Consider the following 20,900-nt stretch of genomic DNA (forward strand, 5'->3'; position numbering starts at 1 on the left):
CAGGTTTAGCCTGATTACTTAGCCTTACGAATGGGGGCCAATACCATCACCATCTGGCGGCCTTCCATCTTTGGAAACTGTTCGACTTGGCCGTATTCAACGAGATCCAACTTCAAACGTTCCAACATTCTGACTCCGATTTCTTGGTGGGCCATTTCACGACCCCGAAACCGCAGCGTAATCTTTGTCTTATCGCCATCTTCCAAAAAGCGGATTAGATTGCGTAGCTTCACACCGTAGTCACCATCATCAGTACCAGGGCGGAACTTCACTTCCTTCACCTGAATGACTTTTTGCTTCAGCTTAGCTTCATGCATCCGCTTGGCTTCTTGGTATTTGAATTTGCCGAAGTCCATGATGCGGACTACAGGTGGCACAGCCGTCGGAGCAATTTCAACCAAATCGGTCTCTTTCTCTTCCGCCAAAGCCAAGGCTTCACTCAACTTAACTACACCGATGGGCTCTCCATCAATTCCAATCAAACGCACTTCAGGAGCAGTAATTTCCCGGTTAATGCGCTGCAATTTTTCAGTAGCGATCTTCTTAATTCCTTTAAAAAAACAATAAAAACCGTTCTAACCCTAGCTAAGCTCGGGTCCGACTTTCTGGGATATATCCTGCTGGAGTCGGGCAACGAAGGCATCAAGAGGCATTACACCTAAATCCACTCCGCCACGGGCACGAACGGCCACCGTATTGCTTTCAGACTCTTTATCACCTACAACTAGCAAAAATGGAGTCTTCTGTAATGCGTGCTCGCGTATTTTATACGTAATTTTCTCGTTCCGCAAATCGGATTCCACTCTAAACCCTTGTTTTTTCAGCAATTGCTGCACTTGTTGTGCATATGCAGCAGAATTTCCGGAGATATTAAGGACTACAGCCTGGGTTGGAGCCAGCCAAACAGGCATGTTTCCAGCGTGGTTTTCGATCAAAATACCGATAAAACGCTCTAAAGAGCCCACAATTGCCCTATGGAGCATGACTGGGGTCTTGCGTGCATTGTCTTCAGCAACATATTCAGCACCTAAACGGGCCGGCATTGAGAAATCCACCTGAATCGTGCCGCACTGCCAAGTACGACCAATCGAGTCCTTCAGGTGATATTCAATCTTAGGGCCATAAAAAGCGCCCTCGCCTGGCAGTTCTTCCCATTCCTGGCCCGAAGCCTTGAGTGCACCACGCAGAGCCTCCTCTGCTTTATCCCAAATAGCATCATCACCTACACGCTTAGTAGGACGTAAGGCCAGCTTTACTGCCACTTCGGTAAAGCCAAAATCCTGATACACGGCACGAACTGCTTTATCAAATGCCGCTACTTCAGATTGAATTTGATCTTCAGTACAGAAAATATGACCATCGTCTTGAGTAAAGCCGCGCACACGCATCAAACCATGCAATGCACCTGATGGTTCATTACGGTGGCATTGACCAAACTCACCAAAACGTAATGGCAACTCACGATAGCTATGCAAGCCAGAGTTATAAATTTGTACGTGACCAGGACAGTTCATCGGCTTTAATGCATAAGCACGATTCTCCGACTCCGTCGTGAACATATTTTCTTTATAGTTTTCCCAGTGGCCTGATTTTTCCCAAAGGCCGCGATCCAAAATCTGTGGCGCCTTAACTTCTTGATAGCCTTCTTGTTGATACACGCGACGCATGTATTGCTCAACCTCTTGCCAAATGGACCAACCTTTTGGATGCCAGAAAATTAAACCGGGAGCTTCTTCTTGAAAATGAAATAAATCAAGTTGCTTACCGAGACGGCGGTGATCACGCTTCTCAGACTCTTCAAGCATATGTAAGTAAGCATCTTGATCTTCTTTACGTAACCATGCGGTGCCGTAAATACGCTGCAGCATCTCATTCTTGCTATCGCCACGCCAGTAAGCACCCGCCAGCTTCATGAGCTTAAATACCTTGAGCTTGCCGGTAGATGGCACGTGTGGGCCGCGACAAAGGTCAGTGAACTTACCTTCGGCATATAAAGAAACATCCTCACCCTGTGGAATGCTGGCAATCAATTCTGCTTTGTAGTTTTCGCCTTGCTTCTTAAAAAACTCGACAGCGTCATCGCGCGGCATTACGGTACGAGTCACTGGCTCATCTTTTTTAGCGAGCTCAGTCATTTTCTTTTCTAAAGCGACTAAGTCATCTGGAGTAAATGGGCGGTGATAAGAGAAGTCATAGTAAAAACCATTCTCGATTACTGGACCAATAGTGACTTGTGCTTCTGGAAATAATTCTTTTACAGCGTAAGCCAATAAGTGCGCTGTGGAGTGACGCACAATCTCAAGCGCCTCAGGACTTTTATCAGTGATGATGGCTAATTGACTGTCTTTATCAATCACAAAACTGGTATCAACCATCTTGCCATCTACGATGCCACCTAAAGCAGCTTTTGCAAGACCACTACCGATGCTTTGAGCAACATCAGCAACGCGAACTGGTGCCTCAAACTCACGTTTTGATCCATCGGGCAGAGTAACTACAAGCATGATGACCCCATCTTATTTACTGAACTTCATTACTGACATCTTTCCCAAAAAGAAAGCGCGGTAGCTTTGGGGCATCCGCGCCTCTTTGAAGCCATGATTAGCACTTCTTTCGGGTCTTATTCGTTGGTAGGCTCGATTGGACTCGAACCAACGACCCCCACCATGTCAAGGTGGTGCTCTAACCAGCTGAGCTACGAGCCTATACAGCCATAGAGTTTATCACCGGCGGCGCACTTGGGTGACCCCTTTGACCTCTTCTAGGCTGTTTTGCACGACTCGCAGCACTTCAGAATCCTTCACCTCAATCGTTAAAAGGATCTGGGCAAGACCTTTTTTGGCTGATTTTCGCAAATCGATCACATGCACCCCCTGCCTAGTCAGAATTTCAAAGAGCTCCCGCATTAACTCAGGGCGATCTAAGCCAGTCACCACCAAATCAGCTGGAAAGACGCGTTTTTGCTCTTGATTGACCACTGGGTCTGCAGCAGAAGCAGTCCAAGCCGTTTGAATGACCCGCTCAGGCGCTCTCTCCAGCAAACCTCTAAAGGTTTTGCAGGAGCGACGATGAATCGAAATGCCTCTACCTTGTGTCACAAATCCCGCAATCGAGTCCGGTGGAACGGGCCGGCAGCAACGCGCCAACTGCGTCAATAATGAATCCACGCCAACGACCAAAACATCGCCACCTCGCCCTGCTTTATGAGTGCTGTTGCGTAAAACGATTTCAGGTGTTGTGGATGGGGTCTTTAATTCAGGGATTGCTTCAGCTTTACCCTCTACAGCTTTTCCAGATTGCCCAGCCTCTTCATCATCAAGTGCATTAAACCAAGCACGTACTCGTTGGCGCGCTCTTTGTGAGCGCACATAGTGCTTATCAGGGCTAATCCAATCGCGTGATGGGCCCCCGTGTTTGACAGCAATAATCTCGATCGTTTGGCCATTCTTCAATGCAGTCTCGAGCGGAACCATTGCACCATCGACTCGTGCACCTCTGCAGCGATGCCCAAGATTGGTGTGAACCGCATAAGCAAAATCAATTGGCGTTGAGCCCTTCTCCAAAGAAATCACTTTCCCTAAAGGCGTAAGAACATAAATATGGTCGTCAATCTCATGGTGCTTAAGCTGCTCCCAAGCATCCTCTTTCCAAGAGATAAGCTGGCGAGCCCAAGCGATTTGCCTTTCATAAGCAACCTCTGCGCTATGCGTGCCTTGCTGGTGAGTAACACTTGGCTTGTTTGTTTTGGCGGGATTAGGGGGTGTGGCCATACCCGCATAAGCACCCTCTTTGTAGCGCCAATGCGCAGCTAAACCATACTCCGCCTGCTGATGCATTTCTTGTGTACGCACCTGAATCTCAAATGCGGTACCGTCTTCGTTCATCACTACTGTATGCAGTGATTGATAACCGTTAGGCTTCGGGCGCGCGATGTAATCATCAAACTCTCTTGGTACCGGCTGCCAGACGTTGTGCACGATGCCTAATACAGCGTAGCAAGATTTGACATCGGCGACCAATACCCGAAATGCTCTGACATCATAAAGATTGGCAAAGTCTAATGATTTACCTTCCATCTTTTTCCAGATGCTGTAAATATGTTTTGGTCTTCCAAGTACCTCGCCCTCAATCTGAGCAGCCTTTAATTCTTGCTGTAGTTGCAAGACGATTAGGTCGATGAATGATTGGCGCTCAATGCGTTTAGCATCCAGCATCTTGGCAATATCACGATAAGTCTGTGGTGAGAGCGCTCGAAATGCTAAGTCCTCCATCTCCCACTTCATTTGCCAAATACCTAATCGATTAGCCAATGAGGCATCAATACTCAGGATCTCTTGAGCCCAAGCTGCAGGCATCTCGATCTTCTCTTGTGTAATCCAGCGCAATGTCTGCAGACGGGAGGCGAGATAAATCAGAACCACACGCAAATCATCACCAAATGCCAAAAGCATTTTGCGCAACATTTCTTCTTGGCCAGTAACACTTAAGCCACCATCATCACGGACTAACTTTGCTTGGGCTTGTCGTAAGCCGCGATATCCAATGAGCAGTTTCGCGGACTCTTCACCAATGAGTTTGATGAGGGCTTCTTTGCCATGGGTGCGGGCAATATTGCTGGCAGCAGTTAATGTCGCCTCATCCAGATTAAGAGACTGCAATACTTGCAATACCCCACCTGCGTGCAATTCTGCCGGCTCACCATACCAGGCATCTACGAATACTGACTCTTTTAATGAATTGCTAGGGACATTTGCCATTGGCAATAAGGGGTGATTAAGAACTAATTAACTGAAGAATTCTTTTGCTAAAGCAATCTGCTCGGGTTTCACAAACGCGGGTGCATGTCCCACATTGGGAATCTCAATACTGCGCGCATAAGGATTGACTTTACACATCTGGGCAACCGTAGCAGCGGAAAGCAAGTCAGAGTTACCGCCTCGCACGATCAACATCGGAATATGAATTTGCTTAAAGGCATGCCACATCGCCATCTCACCTGCTTTAGCCATGATGGGGTTTACTGATGCAAACGGCACTGAGATATCTGGGTCGTAATGCATGATCCATTTACCATCTTTCTGAACCAACATAGGGCCGTTATAAATCTCCCACTCTTCAGGAGTGTGCTCACCAAAAGTGGCGCAGATTTCATTCAAACGTTGCAGTGCTTCCGTGCGATCCGCAAAAGTAAATGGCTGGCCTACGTATGAGCCCAGGCGTTTAATTGCCTCTGGCTCAATCTTGGGGCCCACATCATTGATAATCATTCTCCGTATGGGTGAGTTTGGCATTGCGGCATACACCATGCCAATCAAGCCGCCCATAGAAGTTCCCAGCCAATCCACTTGCGCAACGCCTAACTTCTTAACCAGCGTAGCAATATCCGCAACGTACTGAGGCACGGCATAGAGCATTGGATTTGCTAAGCGATCAGAATCACCTCTACCCACCACGTCTGGGCAAACCACGTAATAGTCTTTGCTCATCGCCTGTGCAAGCGTCTTAAAGTCACTACCCCGTCTTGTAAGGCCGTGAACACACAGTAATACTTTATTGCCAGGATTTCCCCAAGCGTGATAAGCCATGAGGTGTGTTGAATCACCGCTAGCGCACTCTACATAAAAAGTGTCACCATCATGAAACACATTTGCTGCCTGAGCCTCATTATGAATTTCATGCTTTAGATGATCATGCTCATGATCGTGATCGCCCCCCACCTCTTCAGGTTGCAAGGTCACATGATCAATGCCATGTTTATCTAAAAGCATCGCGTTGATACGGGCCATGATTTGTGGCCATTCTTGCATATTGGCTATTTCAATATGGCCAATCAAAGCTGGAAAGCTAGGGGTCATCTCCCACACATGCAAATCATGAACCGCGAGTACGCCCGGAATATTTTTTAAATCAGTGCCGACTTGTAAGTAGTCAATATGAAGAGGCACACCCTCCATCAGGAAGTGATAAGACTCATGCAGAATCGAGATGGTGGACTTCAGAATGAGCAGTGATACCAGAATAGAGAGAATGGCATCGATAGGCATCCAGCCGGTAAGCTGAATCACGACACCGGCAATTAATGCCGCAACCGAACCCAATAGATCACCCATGACATGGACTAGTGCTGCACGGGTATTGACGCTTTGCTTATCGCGAGACAAAACCCATGCCACAACGATATTCATCAGCAGTCCAATTGCAGCTACAACCGTAACAGTCAAGCCATCTACTTTATGGGGATTAGCAAAACGACTGACCGCCTCAATGACAATCCATAAAACCAAAGCCAGCATCGCAATACTATTGACAAAGGCTGCTAGCGCTTCAGCACGCCCAAAACCAAACGAATGCTTTGGGGATGGTGGGCGACGAGAAATAATCTGCGCAAGTAGCGCTAAACCCAAAGCAGCAGCATCAGTCACCATGTGACCCGCATCTGAAATCAGGGCTAATGAATTAGCGAAATAGGCAGCAGCACCCTCAACCCCTGAAAAACCCAAGGTCAGTACTAAGGCGATTAATAGTAAGTTTTGATTAGAGGCTTGCTTGCTATGGGTATGCCGTGCATCACCCTTCTTATGGGCATGTAGAGAAGGATCTGCCCCAGATTGATTCTGGGGTTTAGATGGCCTCGAATGGAAATGATGGGAGCCCGACATGGTGAACCCATTATTCCATCAATTGATGACGCTGATTAGAAACCTGTTGTATCAACAGGGGCTCCTGTTTTAGCAATAACTTCTTCCTTAGTCACGCCTGGAGCCAACTCAGTTAACTTCAAACCCTTAGGGGTGATTTCAAGAACACATAGATCGGTAATGATCTGGCTAATGACGCCCACACCTGTCAAAGGCAATGTGCACTTCGGCAAAATTTTGAGCTCTTCAGTGCCATCTTTTTTCTTGGCAACGTGCTCCATCAATACAACCACATGCTTAACGCCGGCAACCAAATCCATTGCGCCGCCCATGCCTTTAACCATTTTTCCTGGAATCATCCAGTTAGCTAAGTCACCATGTTCGCTCACTTGCATTGCACCCAGGATCGCGATATTAATTTTTCCACCACGAATCATTCCGAATGAATCGGCGGAAGAAAAAATCGATGAGCCAGGCAATGTCGTAATGGTTTGCTTACCAGCATTGATTAAGTCTGCATCAATTGTTTCTTCTGTTGGAAACGGTCCGATACCCAATAAACCATTTTCAGACTGAAGCCATACTTCCATATCTTTAGGCACATGGTTCGCTACCAAAGTAGGCATACCAATACCCAAGTTCACGTAGTAACCGTCTTTTAATTCTTTAGCAGCACGTGCTGCCATTTCATCTCTAGTCCAAGGCATTTCGATCTTCCTAAGTATTCTGTTCTTTTGCTGTTCTGGGAATTACGCTGTTGCAGTCATAGTGCGCTGTTCAATGCGCTTTTCTGGTGTTTTATGCAGCACCAAACGGTGGACATAAATACCAGGTGTATGAATCTCATCAGGATGGAGTTTGCCGTTCTCAACAATCTCTTCAACTTCTGCAACGGTGATCTTGCCAGCCATAGCCACCACTGGATTGAAGTTTCGCGCCGTGTAGCGATAGACTAAGTTACCGGACTTATCTGCCTTCCAAGCTTTTACTAAAGAGATATCCGAAACGATTGAACGCTCCATGATGTATTTCTCGCCATCGAATTCTTTTTCTTCTTTGCCTTCGGCAACCAAAGTGCCAACACCAGTTTTGGTATAAAAAGCAGGGATACCGCAACCACCGGCACGCAATTTTTCAGCCAACGTTCCTTGCGGTGTAAATTCCAACTCCAATTCGCCTGCTAAATATTGACGTTCGAATTCTTTGTTCTCACCCACATATGAGGCAACCATTTTTTTCACTTGCCGTGAATTGAGCAATAAACCCAAACCAAAGCCGTCAACCCCAGCGTTATTAGCAATTGCGGTGAGATTCTGAACACCCAGGTCCTTAACCGCCTGAATCAAGGCCTCAGGAATACCACACAGACCAAAACCGCCAACGGCTAATTTTTGTCCGTCTTTTAAGATATCCCGCAAGGCATCTACTGCCGATGGGTAAGTTTTATTCATAACTTTTGTCCTAATATTGCTAAAAAGGGTAAAAAAGCAATCATAACGCTTAAGACCCCTGAGCTAGGCGGTCTTGGCACTAAATCGGTTTTTGTCACTTAGAACTAAACTAACAGGGCTTAAATGCGCCATTTTTAAGAAATTTCGGAGAAATTGAATGAATTCTGCAGAGTTGGTAGAGCAATTTGGTCCCAGAGACTCGATGGACTATGACCTTGTCATTGTCGGGGGTGGTCCAGCAGGATTATCGGCCGCTATTAAGGCCAAACAATTAGCCAGCTCCTCAGGAAAAGAAATCAGCGTTTGCGTTCTGGAAAAGGGTTCTGAAATCGGCGCTCACATACTTTCTGGTGCCGTGATGGACCCCAAAGCACTTACTGAATTATTCCCAGACTGGAAAGAATTGGGTGCCCCACTTGATACCCCAGTCACACAAGATCAATTTCTATTCTTAACCAGCGATAACTCATACCAGGTTCCAAACTGGATGTTGCCGCACTGCTTTAAAAATGAGGGCAACTATATCGTCAGCCTTGCTAACGTAACCCGTTGGTTAGGGCAACAAGCCGAGAATCTCGGCGTTGAGATTTTCCCCGGTTTTCCCGCTGCAGAAATTCTCTACAACGAGCAAGGCGCAGTCCATGGTGTCATCACCGGCTCAATGGGTTTAGACAAAGAAGGCAATCCAACGGATCAGTTTCAGCTTGGCATGGAATTACGCGGCAAGTACACCCTCTTTGCTGAAGGTGCGCGCGGTCATCTTGGCAAACAACTGATTGCTAAGTTTGCTTTGGATAAAGATGCAGACCCACAGAGCTATGGCATTGGTATTAAAGAGCTTTGGGAGGTTAAACCCTCCAAGAGTAAGCCTGGACTTGTAGTGCACACCGCCGGCTGGCCTTTAGATAGCGATACCTATGGTGGCTCATTCCTCTATCACTTAGGTGACAATAAGGTTGCTGTTGGATTAGTGGTTGGCTTGTCTTATAAGAATCCCTACCTCTCTCCTTTTGAAGAATTCCAACGCTACAAATTACATCCAAAGATTCGTGAAACTTTTGAAGGCGGTAAACGCATTTCTTATGGCGCACGCGCACTGACTGCTGGTGGTTTAAATAGCCTTCCTAAGACTGTATTTCCTGGTGGTGCGCTCATTGGTTGTGATGCTGGCTTCCTCAATGCATCTCGCATCAAGGGAAGTCATGCAGCAATTAAGACTGGAATGTTTGCTGCTGAAGCAGCAGTTGCTGCTATCAATGAGAATCGCTCTGAGGATGTTTTGTCTGCGTACCCAACTGCATTTCAAAATAGTTGGCTGCATACAGAACTCAATCAAGCGCGCAATTTCAAGCCCTGGATGTCAAAAGGACTTTATGTTGGTACGCTGATGGTTGGATTGGAACAAAAGCTTTTGGGTGGCAACATGCCATGGACAGTGCATTTAAAATATGCAGACCATGAATGTTTGGAGCCTGCAGCACAACACAAGCCGATTGACTACCCTAAGCCAGATGGCAAGCTTACGTTTGACCGCCTCTCTTCAGTATTTATCTCCAATACCAATCATGCTGAAAATCAACCAGTTCATTTAACGCTGAAGAATGAATCTATTCCTGTAGGCGTGAACCTGGAAACCTATGCAGGACCCGAGCAACGCTACTGCCCTGCTGGCGTATATGAGTTTGTAGAAACCGATGGTAAAGCGCGCTTGCAAATCAATTCGCAAAACTGCGTACATTGCAAAACCTGTGATATCAAAGACCCAACGCAAAATATCGTCTGGGTTACACCAGAAGGCGGTGGCGGTCCAAACTATGCATCCATGTAAGTAAATGCAATACAACAAACCCCGGTTTCATGCCGGGGTTTTTCATCTCAACACGATTAAATAAATAGCGTTATATTTAACCCATGATGATCCTGCACACTATGCTTCGCGTCGGCGACCTAAATCGCTCGATTGATTTCTACACCAAAGTTTTGGGCATGAATTTACTGCGCACGACTGAACGTCCTGAACAAAAATATTCACTGGCTTTTGTGGGTTTCGGTAAAGGGAATGGTGATGGCCAGTCGGAGATTGAACTGACTTACAACCATGGCGTTCAATCCTATGACCTAGGCACGGCCTATGGACATATTGCTATTGAGGTTCCGGATGCCTATGCTGCTTGTGCCGCCATCAAGGCGGTCGGTGGCAATGTGACCCGTGAGGCTGGTCCTGTAGCTGGAGGTGACACCATCATTGCATTCGTTACCGATCCCGATGGTTACAAAATAGAGCTCATTCAGCGTTAATCGTGGCAGAGCCCGATTCATTTCAATTAGAGATAGTAGATAGCCTCAGTGATATCCCCCCTGGGGAGTGGAATGCTCTAGTTCCCGCTGATGCAGGGCCCTTTCTTTGCCATGAGTTTCTCAGCGCGCTAGAGGAAACTGGCTGCGTTGGAGCTAATACTGGGTGGCAAGTGTCTCACCTACTCCTAAAGGGTGGCAACCAGCTCATTGGCGCAATGCCCCTATATTTGAAGCAACACTCCTATGGAGAATTTGTCTTCGATTGGTCTTGGGCTCAGGCCTATGAGCAACAAGGTATGCAGTATTTTCCGAAAGCGCTTTGCGCCATTCCGTTTACACCAGTTCAAGGCTCAAGGATTTTGAGTGCGGGCAATGTAGCCGCTGATTTAGTAAAGCAACAATTAATCAAAGGCTTGAAGACTTTAGTTCTGCAAAATAATCTATCTTCAGCACATGTCTTATTTCCCCATGCCTCAGAAGCAAAGGGACTCAAGGACCAAGGCTTCATGTTGCGAGACTCGGTGCAATTTCATTGGCATAACCAGGGCTTTGAGAATTTCGAACAATTTTTAGCAGCCCTCACTATGAAGCGTCGCAAGAATATTCGACGCGAACGAGAACAGGTATCGAGAGAGCTAATTACTTTTAGACATGTCCCGGGAATATACTCAACCAATGCAGATTGGGAATTCTTTTATCGCTGTTACGCAAACACTTACTTAGAGCATGGATCCAGCCCCTATCTTAATGAGACATTCTTGAAATTATGGGCGCATCGCCTGCCTGAAAACTTACACCTCATCATTGCTGAGCGCAATGGCAACCCAATCGCTGCGTCGCTACTAGTTGTTGACCCCACAAGCTCTAAGGCTTATGGAAGGTATTGGGGTGCCATCGAACATATACCCTGCTTGCACTTTGAAACCGCCTACTATCAAGCAATTGAATATTGCATCTCTAATCAGATTCAAACCTTTGAAGGTGGCGCTCAAGGCGAACACAAGATGGCGCGCGGCTTCTTGCCAACAACCATTCAATCTGCCCATTTCATTGCGGATCCTCAGTTTGCCAAAGCTGTGCAACACTTCCTAGATCGTGAACATCAAGGCATAGGGGCTTATGTGGATGAGCTCGCCGAGCACAGTCCTTTGAAATCGTCTAAAGTACAGCCATGAATTCTGAAGATACCAAATCTATTGTGCAAGATGGCTCCCATTCCCTATCCACTGGGGATGCAGACTCTGACTCGCCTTGCATTGGTGTTTGCACCACGCTATACGATGAGATCTGCCAAGGTTGTGGTCGCACTTTAGGTGAGGTGAGCAATTGGGTATTCTTTTCTCAAGAAGAAAAAGATTCAGTATGGCAACGTATTCGCGCAGAAGGTACTGCGACGCGATTCCAGAGACAAGCCAAAGAAAATAAGCCCACTTAAGGGCTTATTTTTTATTACCAGTCTTATAGCCGGGCTTTAATTAACCAGCCAACTCTTGGCTACGTAGGTACTCTTCGTAAGTTCCAGAGTAATCCACCACCGTACCATCCATCTTCACTTCTAAGATGCGGTTGGCTAATGCAGAAACAAACTCGCGGTCATGGGATACGAAAATCAAAGTACCGTCGAATTTCTCAAGAGCGATTTGCAAGCTCTCAATTGATTCCATATCCATGTGGTTGGTTGGCTCATCCATTGCCAGGACGTTGTATTTTTGGAGCATAAGCTTGCCCCAAATCATTCTGCCCTTTTCACCACCAGAAAGGACTTTGACAGACTTGCCAATATCGTCACCAGAGAATAAAAGGCGACCCAATGTGCCACGAATGACTTGGTCATCGTCACCAGTATTGCGCCACCAATTCATCCAGTCCATGAGCAACTCATCTTTAGCAAACATTTCGGTGTTGTCTTGAGGCATTACACCGACGTTAGCATTCTCAGCCCACTTCACATCACCACTATCCGCAGCAATGCCGTCAAAGCGCTTGCTAAGAATGGTTTTTAGTAATGTTGTCTTACCAGCACCGTTTTGACCGATGATCGCGATCTTTTCACCGGCACGAACACCTAATTTGAAGTTCTTGAAGATAACTCGGTCATAAGCTTTAGTAAGTGCGTTGCACTCTACTGCCATATTGTGTAATTTTTTCTCAGCATCAAAACGAATAAATGGGTTCTGACGTGATGAAGGTTTTACTTCAACAATTTCAATCTTCTCCAGCTGCCTCTGACGTGAAGTCGCTTGACGAGCTTTAGAAGCATTTGCAGAGAAGCGAGCCACGAAAGCTGCTAATTCAGCAATTTTTTCTTTGGCTTTCACGTTATTACTGAGCTGCTGTGTTCTTGCCTGAACAGAAGCCAGCATGTAAGAGTCGTAATTACCTGGATAGACTTTTAAAGTGCCATAGTCCATATCGGCCATATGCGTACAGACTTCATTCAGGAAGTGACGATCATGCGAAATGATGACGATGGTGCTCTTAATTTGATTGAGAATGTCTTCAAGCCAATGAATGGAGTGAATATCCAAGTTATTCGTTGGCTCATCGAGCAGTAATACATCTGGATCGGAGAACAATGCTTGCGCTAGCAATACACGCAGCTTCCAACCTGGTGCAACGTTGCTCATCGGACCATTGTGTTGGTCAATAGGAATGCCAATACCTAACAACAACTCACCCGCTTTTGCTTCTGCGGTGTAGCCACCGTATTCGGCGTACTTACCCTCAAGCTCAGCAGCCTTCATGTAATCTTCATCAGTAGCATCTGGATTGGCGTAGATAGCATCGCGCTCAGCTGCAGCCTTCCACATCTCTTCGTGACCCATCATCACGACGTCGAGTACGCGCACATCCTCGTAAGCAAATTGATCTTGACGCAACTTACCTAGACGAATACCAGGATCTAAACTCACATTGCCGCTGGTTGGCTCGAGCTCGCCGCCCAAAATTTTCATGAAGGTAGATTTACCGCAACCGTTAGCGCCAATCAGGCCGTAGCGATTACCGCCACCAAACTTCACGGAAATGTTTTCAAACAGAGGCTTTGCCCCAAACTGCATGGTGATATTAGATGCTGACAGCACGGATGTTTTCTAGCTTTCTGAAATTCAATTCAATAGTCACCCCCGACTTTGGGGGCAAAGACCATTATTTTAACGGCTTAGAGGGCTTTAATGACAGGAAGCTAATCCACCCACCTAGACTTTGACCCTAAATGGGGTGAAATTTGTATGGATATCGTAAAAATCCTCATTTTCCTTACGCTTAAGGAAGTTCACGACCCAATAAGTCATTGGGGTTGCCAGAACCTCCCAGGAGGTCTTGAGCACATATTGAGCAAGCGCCACCTGGATCACTTCATGGGTGGGCCAAATGCCATAGAAAGCCAGCATATAGAAGAATGATGAATCCACCATCTCACCTATCGCCGTGGAACCAATCGTACGCGTCCATAAATAACGCCCTTTAGTCCATATTTTCATCTTAGCCAAAACATAGCTGTTAGCCAGACTACCGCACCAAAATGAAAACATGGACGCTAAGGCAATTCGCCAGGAGTTTCCAAAAACCGTCTCCAAACCTTTTTGATAGTTGGCCATATAGTCGCCAGGCGCAGCTGGCAAAGCAATCACAATTTGAGCCATGATGGCTGCAAATACAAGAGCAGCAAAACCTGCCCAAACCGCCCTACGATCATAGGCATAACCGTAGACCTCAGTGAGAATATCGCCAAAAAAATAGGAGATTGGGAAAAATAGAATTCCACCCCCAAATGGCAAGCTTCCGAAGTACGGCAAATCAATTACAGCCGCTTTGCCGGCGCCAATAAAGTTGGAGCACAGCAAAACAACCACGAAGGCGGTCAGAATGAGGTCGTAATAACGGTGGTGACGTCTAGGAGAGTCCATAAGCATAGAAAAATGGATAATAGAAGTAAGAATATCTGTATTCCTGAAAATTCGCAGGAAACAGGCAAAAATGAAGACAAAATCAAAATAGGATGGCAAGGCAATGAGCAAAAGTAAAGCGAGCTTTAACTGGGCTGACCCCCTTCTTCTCGATACGCAACTTTCCGAAGAGGAGCGCATGGTGCGCGATGCGGCTGCTGAATATGCTCAAGGACGCCTGATGCCACGGATTCATGATGCCTATCGCAATGAAACGACCGATCCTGCCATCTTCCGCGAAATGGGTGAACTTGGTCTTTTAGGAATTACTATTCCCGAGCAATACGGTGGCGCCAATTTGAACTATGTGTCTTACGGTTTAATTGCTCGTGAAATTGAGCGCGTTGATTCTGGCTACCGCTCCATGATGAGTGTGCAGTCATCTTTAGTCATGGTCCCCATCAATGAATTTGGTAGCGAAGCACAAAAACAAAAATACCTGCCTAAATTAGCCAGTGGTGAATGGATTGGATGCTTTGGTTTAACTGAGCCAAACTACGGATCTGATGCAGGCGGCATGATTACCCGCGCCAAGAAAGTACCCGGCGGATTTTCATTAACTGGCGCGAAGATGTGGATCTCTAACTCACCGATTGCCGATGTATTTGTAGTGTGGGCGAAAAATGATGAAGGCATCATCCGTGGCTATATCCTTGAAAAAGGCATGAAGGGCTTAAGTGCGCCAAAGATCAGCGGCAAGATGGGCCTGCGCGCTTCCATTACCGGTGAAATCGTGATGGACGAAGTATTCGTACCAGCAGAAAATGAGTTTCCTGAAATCGAAGGCCTCAAAGGCCCCTTCACTTGCTTAAACTCAGCTCGCTATGGCATTGCCTGGGGTGCGCTAGGTGCTGCAGAATGGTGCTGGTATGCCGCTCGTCAGTACACCATGGATCGCAAACAATTTGGCAAGCCGCTAGCAGCTAATCAGTTGATTCAAAAGAAACTAGCTGATATGCAAACAGAAATTACTCTCGGTCTACAGGGCTGCCTACGTTTGGGCCGTATGAAAGATGAAGGTATTGCAGCTCCAGAAATAACTTCCATCATGAAACGCAATTCTTGCGGCAAGTCATTGGATATTGCGCGCATGGCACGTGATATGCACGGCGGTAACGGTATCTCCGATGAATACGGCGTTGTGCGTCACATGCTGAACTTAGAGGTTGTAAACACCTATGAAGGCACTCACGATATTCACGCTCTGATTCTAGGTCGTGCGCAGACGGGTATTCAAGCTTTTAGTTAACTAACCAGCTTAGCAATTAAGCGCCAAGCTTAGTTACGATGGCCTTTGCTGCTTTGGCAAAGGCCTCATCACTATCATTTTCTAGCTGCACAAAATTCTCAATCTTGTATTGGGGAAAATTACGCACAATCGACGATTGATATGAGGGATCGTAATGTTTTACGAGCAACTCTTCAACTAACTCCGGAAAGTTACCAGCATCAATCGCATCATTCCATTTGGCAATCTGCACTTTTCCATAATGGGCAGTGAGTAAAGATAACTTCTGCTTGAAGTTATCAGTATCAATCAAGAAATGATGGTATTCACGGATCAACCAAGAGACCCTAGTCTGAGCACTCGAGCGCAACTCAATACAAGCGCCATTGCGGATTTTTTCCATGAGGGCATCAGGCACATGCAGGCCGCCAACCTTCTTACTCTCTGATTCTACTAACACTGGCTTATTAGGATCGAGAGAACGTAAGGCATTCCAGAGCGCTGTTTCAAAGCCCTTTTGAGAGGGCTGATCTTCATTGGGTTCATTACCTAAGACTGAACCACGATGCACGGCCAAGCCCTCTAGATCCAAAATCTGTGCACCTAAAGTGCCAATCTCTTGCAGCACTCTTGTCTTGCCGCTACCAGTCATCCCGCAGATAACCTGAAATGAAAATTGGCCTGCGAATTTTTCTAAACTATCAATGACGGTACGACGAAAGCCTTGGTATCCACCCTCGAGCTGCTTAGCTTTCCAACCAATACGATTAAGGATGTGCGTGAATGCCCCGCTACGCTCACCACCACGCCAGCAATATATCAATGGACGCCATTCACGTGGCATTTCCAATAAATGATTTTCTAGATGATTGGCAATGTTACGTGAGACCAAAGCAGCACCAAGCTTCTTGGCAGCAAATGGTGATTCCTGTTTGTATAGCGTGCCAATAGTTACCCGCTCATCATTACTTAACACTGGGTAATTAACGGCTCCAGGAATATGATCCAGGGCAAACTCTGCCGGGGATCTAACATCAATGATTTCATCAAAGCTATCTAGCTCTGATAGAAATTGTTCGGATCTTAAAATATGGGGATTGCTTGGTTGCACGATGAACTAGCGCAACTTTTCTAAGACATGCTCGGGCCATGGGGCTGATTTATTGGTAGTAAGATCAACCCACACCATCGTGGCACCACCTATAGCCGCTTCGACCTCAGGCGTAGTGCTTAGCGCCATACTGGTATAAACATCTAAACTTGTTCTTCCAATAGCGCCAATCGAAGTCTTTAGAATTAGATCGCCTGGAAAAGTGAGTTGTTGATAGAAGTTACAAAAGCCATTAAGCATCAACATCGATTCACGACCGGGGGCGACTTCATACCCCATATCCGTAATCCACTCGCAGCGTGCCTGCTCCATATAGCGAAAGTACACAGTATTGTTTACATGACCATAGGCATCCATATCACCCCAACGAATGGGCATGATCATTTCATGAACCAACTTTCTTTCTTCTGGGATGGCGATGCGCATGCTTTAGTAAATACCCTCTTTACTTAACCAAGCTGCAAAGCAAGTTGATACAAATTAGTAGAGCGAGCACCTGAACGACAAAACGCTAGCACTGGACCTGGCAGTGTTTTTAAGAGACGAGCCATCTCCTGAACCTGGGCCTGAGTAAATGCACCTGAGATCACGGGCAAGTAAACATAATTTAGACCAAGCTTTTCTGCTTCTGCTTCAATACTTGCGCTAGTAGGTTGATCTGGACCGCCCTCACCATCGGGACGATTGTTAATCACACTCTTATAGCCCTGTGCTGCAATTTCAGCTAAGTGACTTGGGTCGATCTGACCCAGTGTGCCAAACTGTGCGTTGTGACAAGAAATAGGAAGACTCATAAAACCCTCTACGTTCAATCGTTGTAATAGAGTGATTCTAAATCAGGCGCATCAGACTTGGTCGGATACCTTTTTGTGGGCCGAGAAGAAACGTTCGCAGATCTCCATGCCAACTAGCATAGCAATAACAAAAACCAGGGCTTTCAGGTGACCGGCGCCAAGAGCAACTAAAGCTGGGCCAGGGCAAAAGCCAGCAATTCCCCAGCCCGCCCCAAAGATCAAACTACCAATAATCAGGGGCTTTGTAATGTCTTTACGGGTAGGTATATGCAAGGCACCGCCAAAAAATGCCGCTGTTCTCTTGCTAACTACATAGAAACCGGCAAGACCAACTAGTACTGCGCCGAACATGACGAAGATTAGAGATGGGTCCCAAAGACCGGTTAAATCTAAGAATCCCAATACCTTTTGTGGATCACTCATGCCCGAGATAATTAAACCCCAACCAAAAAGAACGCCAATAGCGTACTGACTAACGAGGCCGAAATGTTTTTTCATCTTAGAGCCCAATCAAATGGCGGAGCACAAAAACAGTTAAGAAGCCTGCACCCATAAAAGATAACGTGGCAACCAATGAACGTGGCGATAAACGTGACAGACCACAGATGCCGTGACCACTAGTACAACCTGAGCCATATTGCGCTCCAAAACCAACAAGAAGGCCTGCAACCACCACAGCAATCCAGTCAGATTCAATTTCTACAACGGGGACTATCCCGAAAAATAAAGCCGCCATAAATGGAGCTGAAACCAAACCCAAAACTAAAGCCAAACGCCATGCAGTATCAGTTAATTTTGGATGCAATAAACCTGAAATAATTCCACTAATACCCAAGATGCGGCCATGCAATAAAACGTACAAGGCTGCTGCAAGCCCAAGAATCATCCCACCTAGTAAAGAAGGAATAGGCGTAAAGGAGAACCAGTCAATTTGCATGTGTAATGTCCATTCTTATCAAGCGCACGGATTTGGGGCTAGTCGTATTTGCAAATAACGCAATCCTAAATAAGCTCCAAAAATAAATCCTGGCAAAGCCAGAATTGAACCCAGGGCCAGCGTAGATATACCGCTTAAGCCCTGCCCTACTGTACAGCCCAAAGCAGTGACTCCACCAAACCCCATTAATGCTGCACCAATCAAATGATTCGCAGTATCTTCAGCATTACGAAAAGACTCCCAACGGAAAGATTTAGTTAATAGCGCAATTGCAGCTGATCCTAAGACCATACCCACTACCGCAACAATCCCAACAGTTAATACCTTGGAGGTATCGCTGTACATCATCAACCAATCCAAAGAGTAAGCATATGGCGCCACAAAAGAAAGGCTTTCCATACGCGCAGAGTTTGTCACCAAAAATACTTCCTCTAAAGTATTTGGATCTTCAGCCACATGCCCAAGATGGCCTGATATCCACCATATTGCGCAAATTGCCAATCCTACCGCTGTGCCTGCAAACAAATTCTCCGGGGTCCAAAAAGATTTTTTAGCTAATGCTGAAGCAATAAAAGCAAAGCCAATAATTAAACCTAGCGCAAGGTGAAGGTTAGCCCGAGGTATCCCAAGTGGGCCACTCAATAAGCTAGGCAAGTCCTGAGGAGTATTAAAAGCAATAAAAAAAGTATCCAGGGTATTAATGCGAATAACCCCCAAAAATCCGCGCAATGTCATATAGGCGCTTAAGCCAAGAACCATAAAGACAATTAGGGACTTTAGATTGCCGCCCCCAATACGGACAAGGGTCTTACTACCACATCCAGAAGAAAGAACCATACCAAAACCGAACAAAATACTGCCCACCATGGTTGAAAGCCATAAAAACTTATTGCTTGTATAAATGCTTTTAAGGGGATCAATCATTCCAAAGTAAGACATTAAAGCGAAACCAATAATGGCAACTCCAATAGCCAAAAACCATTGCTTGAGACGATCCCAGCTAGACATGATGTAAGCATCAGATACGGCACCCATGTTGCAAAAACCCGTCTTTTGCATTACCGCTCCAAGCAAAAATGTAATCGCAAAAGTGGCCCATAGGACTGACTTACTTAAAGAGCTGATATCTACTACATCCATAGCGACTGTATCTTGAAAAATTAAGGTTTAAATTTGTAAAACTGTTTATTAAGAAAAGTGGCAACATCCACCTCATCCTCTGGGAATAAATCAAGGCGAAGCTCTGTATTACAGAGTGAGATCATCTTTTTTAAATCGGCCAAGGACTTTACCTTGCCATCTGAACGGGTGTAAATCATGTCACCATTTCCAAAACCCGTTTTCTTGGCATGGCAGGAGTAACATTTTTGCTGATCAATGGCTTTACCGTTTGCCAAATCCGGAGTAGCAAGCACCGGTGCAGTCATTAGCGCACTCATTACAGCTACAGCAACAGATCGAGGGATCATTTTCATTACAAATCGAGGATTTAGCATTAATCCGCTATTTTAAGGCCCAATAGCTGTATTTGCCCTACTCTGCCTGGATAGAAAGATAGACGTTATAGGCATTCATACGATTTGCAGCCCTAAATAGCGGGATTCCCTCGTATTCAGACCAATCGGCACTTTTATACGCTTCATCAAAAGGGTCCATATTGAGAGCTGCAGACGACATAGATTCCCGTAAATATTTAAGATAAGTTCTAGTGAATGCTATGTCTTCAGCAGGCTTAAATGAATAAGCACCATGACCTGGAATCACTACATTCGGATTGAGCCTCTCAATTTCATCCAATGCCAGCAACCAACCCCTACTATCGGCATTGCCAACAAAGGGTATGCGACCTCGAAAGACCAGATCTCCTACAAAGAGTACTTTCTCCGAGGGTACGAACACCATGAGATCTTCTGGTGAGTGTGCAGGGCCAACTCGACTTATTAAAAAATCCACGCCACCAATAGTGAGGGTCCTGTGTTGATCAATCCATACATCAGCTGCGATCAACTTAGTATTAGCATTGACCCACGGTGCAAAATCCACTCGCGAGGCAATTAGCCGTTGCTTGGCAGTTTCAGAGGACAGGTAATTCCTCCCCTCACCCTGTGCATATATGGTTGCACCAATTTTTTTAAATTCTTGCAATCCATATACATGATCAGCGTGGTAGTGACTCACAATAACAGCTACGATTTTTTGCTTTGTGATCTTTTTGATTTCAATAATCAACTTTTGAGCAAGTATGGGTGAACCTAGGGCATCAACTACCACCACCCCAGCTGGGGTGACCACAAACCCGGTATTGGATATGAAATTCTGATTAGTACTGCTCCCCATTTCAGGGTGACCCTGAATAAAGTAAGTATGAGGCGCAACCTGAATAGGATTTAGCAATACATTGTCAGGTAACGACGCTGCCTGACAATAGCCGCCACCTAAAAAGATCAGAGATCCCATAAGGATCCCTAGAAAATTTCTTACAAAACGAATCATTTC

General features: G+C 46.0%; 21 protein-coding genes and 1 tRNA gene. 5 read left to right on the top strand and 17 right to left on the bottom strand.

Annotated elements, in window-relative coordinates; all coding sequences use genetic code 11:
* Positions 1 to 14: 14 nt before the first annotated feature.
* From infC to ICN34_RS09550, 7 genes are all read right to left on the bottom strand, one after another.
* Positions 15 to 539 (bottom strand): translation initiation factor IF-3, encoded by a 525-nt coding sequence (gene infC, locus ICN34_RS09520; RefSeq protein ID WP_174249837.1) that lies wholly within the window; start codon positions 537 to 539, stop codon positions 15 to 17.
* A 42-nt stretch (positions 540 to 581) separates the two neighbouring features.
* Complete coding sequence (thrS, locus tag ICN34_RS09525; protein WP_216122263.1) at positions 582 to 2,504, bottom strand: threonine--tRNA ligase; 1,923 nt, start codon at positions 2,502 to 2,504, stop codon at positions 582 to 584.
* Positions 2,505 to 2,628: 124 nt separating this feature from the next.
* A tRNA-Val gene (locus tag ICN34_RS09530) sits at positions 2,629 to 2,705 on the bottom strand.
* 18 nt (positions 2,706 to 2,723) lie between these two features.
* Entirely contained in the window at positions 2,724 to 4,757 is a 2,034-nt protein-coding gene (locus ICN34_RS09535) for a bifunctional (p)ppGpp synthetase/guanosine-3',5'-bis(diphosphate) 3'-pyrophosphohydrolase (RefSeq protein WP_216122265.1), read from the bottom strand.
* A gap of 27 nt (positions 4,758 to 4,784) precedes the next feature.
* Complete coding sequence (locus ICN34_RS11610; RefSeq protein WP_216122267.1) at positions 4,785 to 6,659, bottom strand: alpha/beta fold hydrolase; 1,875 nt, start codon at positions 6,657 to 6,659, stop codon at positions 4,785 to 4,787.
* A gap of 35 nt (positions 6,660 to 6,694) precedes the next feature.
* Complete coding sequence (locus ICN34_RS09545) at positions 6,695 to 7,345, bottom strand: CoA transferase subunit B (protein ID WP_216122269.1); 651 nt, start codon at positions 7,343 to 7,345, stop codon at positions 6,695 to 6,697.
* A gap of 42 nt (positions 7,346 to 7,387) precedes the next feature.
* Complete coding sequence (locus ICN34_RS09550; protein ID WP_216122271.1) at positions 7,388 to 8,089, bottom strand: CoA transferase subunit A; 702 nt, start codon at positions 8,087 to 8,089, stop codon at positions 7,388 to 7,390.
* A gap of 157 nt (positions 8,090 to 8,246) precedes the next feature.
* On the opposite strand from ICN34_RS09550, the gene ICN34_RS09555 reads away from it, so the two are divergent.
* The 4 genes from ICN34_RS09555 to ICN34_RS09570 all read left to right on the top strand — a co-directional run bounded on the left by ICN34_RS09555 (position 8,247) and on the right by ICN34_RS09570 (position 11,822).
* Positions 8,247 to 9,917, top strand: coding sequence for an electron transfer flavoprotein-ubiquinone oxidoreductase (locus ICN34_RS09555; RefSeq protein ID WP_216122273.1), 1,671 nt, complete (start codon positions 8,247 to 8,249; stop codon positions 9,915 to 9,917).
* Between the two features lie 83 nt (positions 9,918 to 10,000).
* The gene (gloA, locus tag ICN34_RS09560) at positions 10,001 to 10,387 is read left to right on the top strand and encodes a lactoylglutathione lyase (RefSeq protein WP_216122275.1); all 387 of its coding nucleotides are present in this window, start codon (positions 10,001 to 10,003) and stop codon (positions 10,385 to 10,387) included.
* A 2-nt stretch (positions 10,388 to 10,389) separates the two neighbouring features.
* Positions 10,390 to 11,562 (top strand): GNAT family N-acetyltransferase, encoded by a 1,173-nt coding sequence (locus ICN34_RS09565; protein WP_216122277.1) that lies wholly within the window; start codon positions 10,390 to 10,392, stop codon positions 11,560 to 11,562.
* Positions 11,559 to 11,822: a DUF1289 domain-containing protein gene (locus ICN34_RS09570; RefSeq protein WP_216122279.1), complete on the top strand. Its 264-nt coding sequence runs from the start codon at positions 11,559 to 11,561 to the stop codon at positions 11,820 to 11,822. The genes ICN34_RS09565 and ICN34_RS09570 overlap by 4 nt, the downstream gene beginning before the upstream one ends.
* A gap of 40 nt (positions 11,823 to 11,862) precedes the next feature.
* On the opposite strand, the gene ICN34_RS09575 is transcribed toward ICN34_RS09570, so the two are convergent.
* Positions 11,863 to 13,470: an ABC-F family ATPase gene (locus ICN34_RS09575; protein WP_216122281.1), complete on the bottom strand. Its 1,608-nt coding sequence runs from the start codon at positions 13,468 to 13,470 to the stop codon at positions 11,863 to 11,865.
* Between the two features lie 114 nt (positions 13,471 to 13,584).
* Positions 13,585 to 14,295 carry a queuosine precursor transporter gene (locus ICN34_RS09580; RefSeq protein ID WP_216122283.1) on the bottom strand — a complete coding sequence of 237 codons (711 nt, stop codon included), beginning with the start codon at positions 14,293 to 14,295 and terminating at the stop codon, positions 13,585 to 13,587.
* A 103-nt stretch (positions 14,296 to 14,398) separates the two neighbouring features.
* Here ICN34_RS09580 and ICN34_RS09585 point away from each other — a divergent pair, with 103 nt between their 5' ends.
* On the top strand, positions 14,399 to 15,583 hold the full coding sequence (locus ICN34_RS09585) for an acyl-CoA dehydrogenase (RefSeq protein ID WP_216122285.1): 1,185 nt from the start codon (positions 14,399 to 14,401) through the stop codon (positions 15,581 to 15,583).
* Between the two features lie 16 nt (positions 15,584 to 15,599).
* On the opposite strand, the gene mnmH is transcribed toward ICN34_RS09585, so the two are convergent.
* The 8 genes from mnmH to ICN34_RS09625 are packed head-to-tail and all read right to left on the bottom strand — an operon-like array spanning position 15,600 to position 20,861.
* Positions 15,600 to 16,673, bottom strand: a complete 1,074-nt coding sequence (gene mnmH / locus ICN34_RS09590) for a tRNA 2-selenouridine(34) synthase MnmH (RefSeq protein WP_216122287.1) — start codon at positions 16,671 to 16,673, stop codon at positions 15,600 to 15,602.
* Positions 16,674 to 16,679: 6 nt separating this feature from the next.
* Positions 16,680 to 17,099 (bottom strand): thioesterase family protein, encoded by a 420-nt coding sequence (locus tag ICN34_RS09595; RefSeq protein ID WP_216122290.1) that lies wholly within the window; start codon positions 17,097 to 17,099, stop codon positions 16,680 to 16,682.
* A gap of 23 nt (positions 17,100 to 17,122) precedes the next feature.
* Entirely contained in the window at positions 17,123 to 17,467 is a 345-nt protein-coding gene (locus tag ICN34_RS09600) for a TIGR01244 family sulfur transferase (RefSeq protein ID WP_216122291.1), read from the bottom strand.
* Between the two features lie 51 nt (positions 17,468 to 17,518).
* Positions 17,519 to 17,965 carry a YeeE/YedE family protein gene (locus ICN34_RS09605; RefSeq protein ID WP_216122293.1) on the bottom strand — a complete coding sequence of 149 codons (447 nt, stop codon included), beginning with the start codon at positions 17,963 to 17,965 and terminating at the stop codon, positions 17,519 to 17,521.
* Between the two features lies 1 nt (position 17,966).
* On the bottom strand, positions 17,967 to 18,404 hold the full coding sequence (locus tag ICN34_RS09610) for a YeeE/YedE family protein (RefSeq protein ID WP_216122295.1): 438 nt from the start codon (positions 18,402 to 18,404) through the stop codon (positions 17,967 to 17,969).
* Positions 18,405 to 18,422: 18 nt separating this feature from the next.
* A complete protein-coding gene (locus ICN34_RS09615; RefSeq protein ID WP_216122298.1) occupies positions 18,423 to 19,544 on the bottom strand; it encodes a YeeE/YedE family protein in 1,122 nt (373 codons plus the stop codon).
* Between the two features lie 20 nt (positions 19,545 to 19,564).
* On the bottom strand, positions 19,565 to 19,879 hold the full coding sequence (locus ICN34_RS09620) for a hypothetical protein (RefSeq protein WP_255538634.1): 315 nt from the start codon (positions 19,877 to 19,879) through the stop codon (positions 19,565 to 19,567).
* A 58-nt stretch (positions 19,880 to 19,937) separates the two neighbouring features.
* The gene (locus ICN34_RS09625; RefSeq protein WP_255538635.1) at positions 19,938 to 20,861 is read right to left on the bottom strand and encodes an MBL fold metallo-hydrolase; all 924 of its coding nucleotides are present in this window, start codon (positions 20,859 to 20,861) and stop codon (positions 19,938 to 19,940) included.
* Positions 20,862 to 20,900: the final 39 nt, after the last annotated feature.

The sequence above is a fragment of the Polynucleobacter sp. Tro8-14-1 genome, assembly GCF_018881655.1.
In the GTDB taxonomy this organism is placed as follows: Bacteria; Pseudomonadota; Gammaproteobacteria; order Burkholderiales; family Burkholderiaceae; genus Polynucleobacter.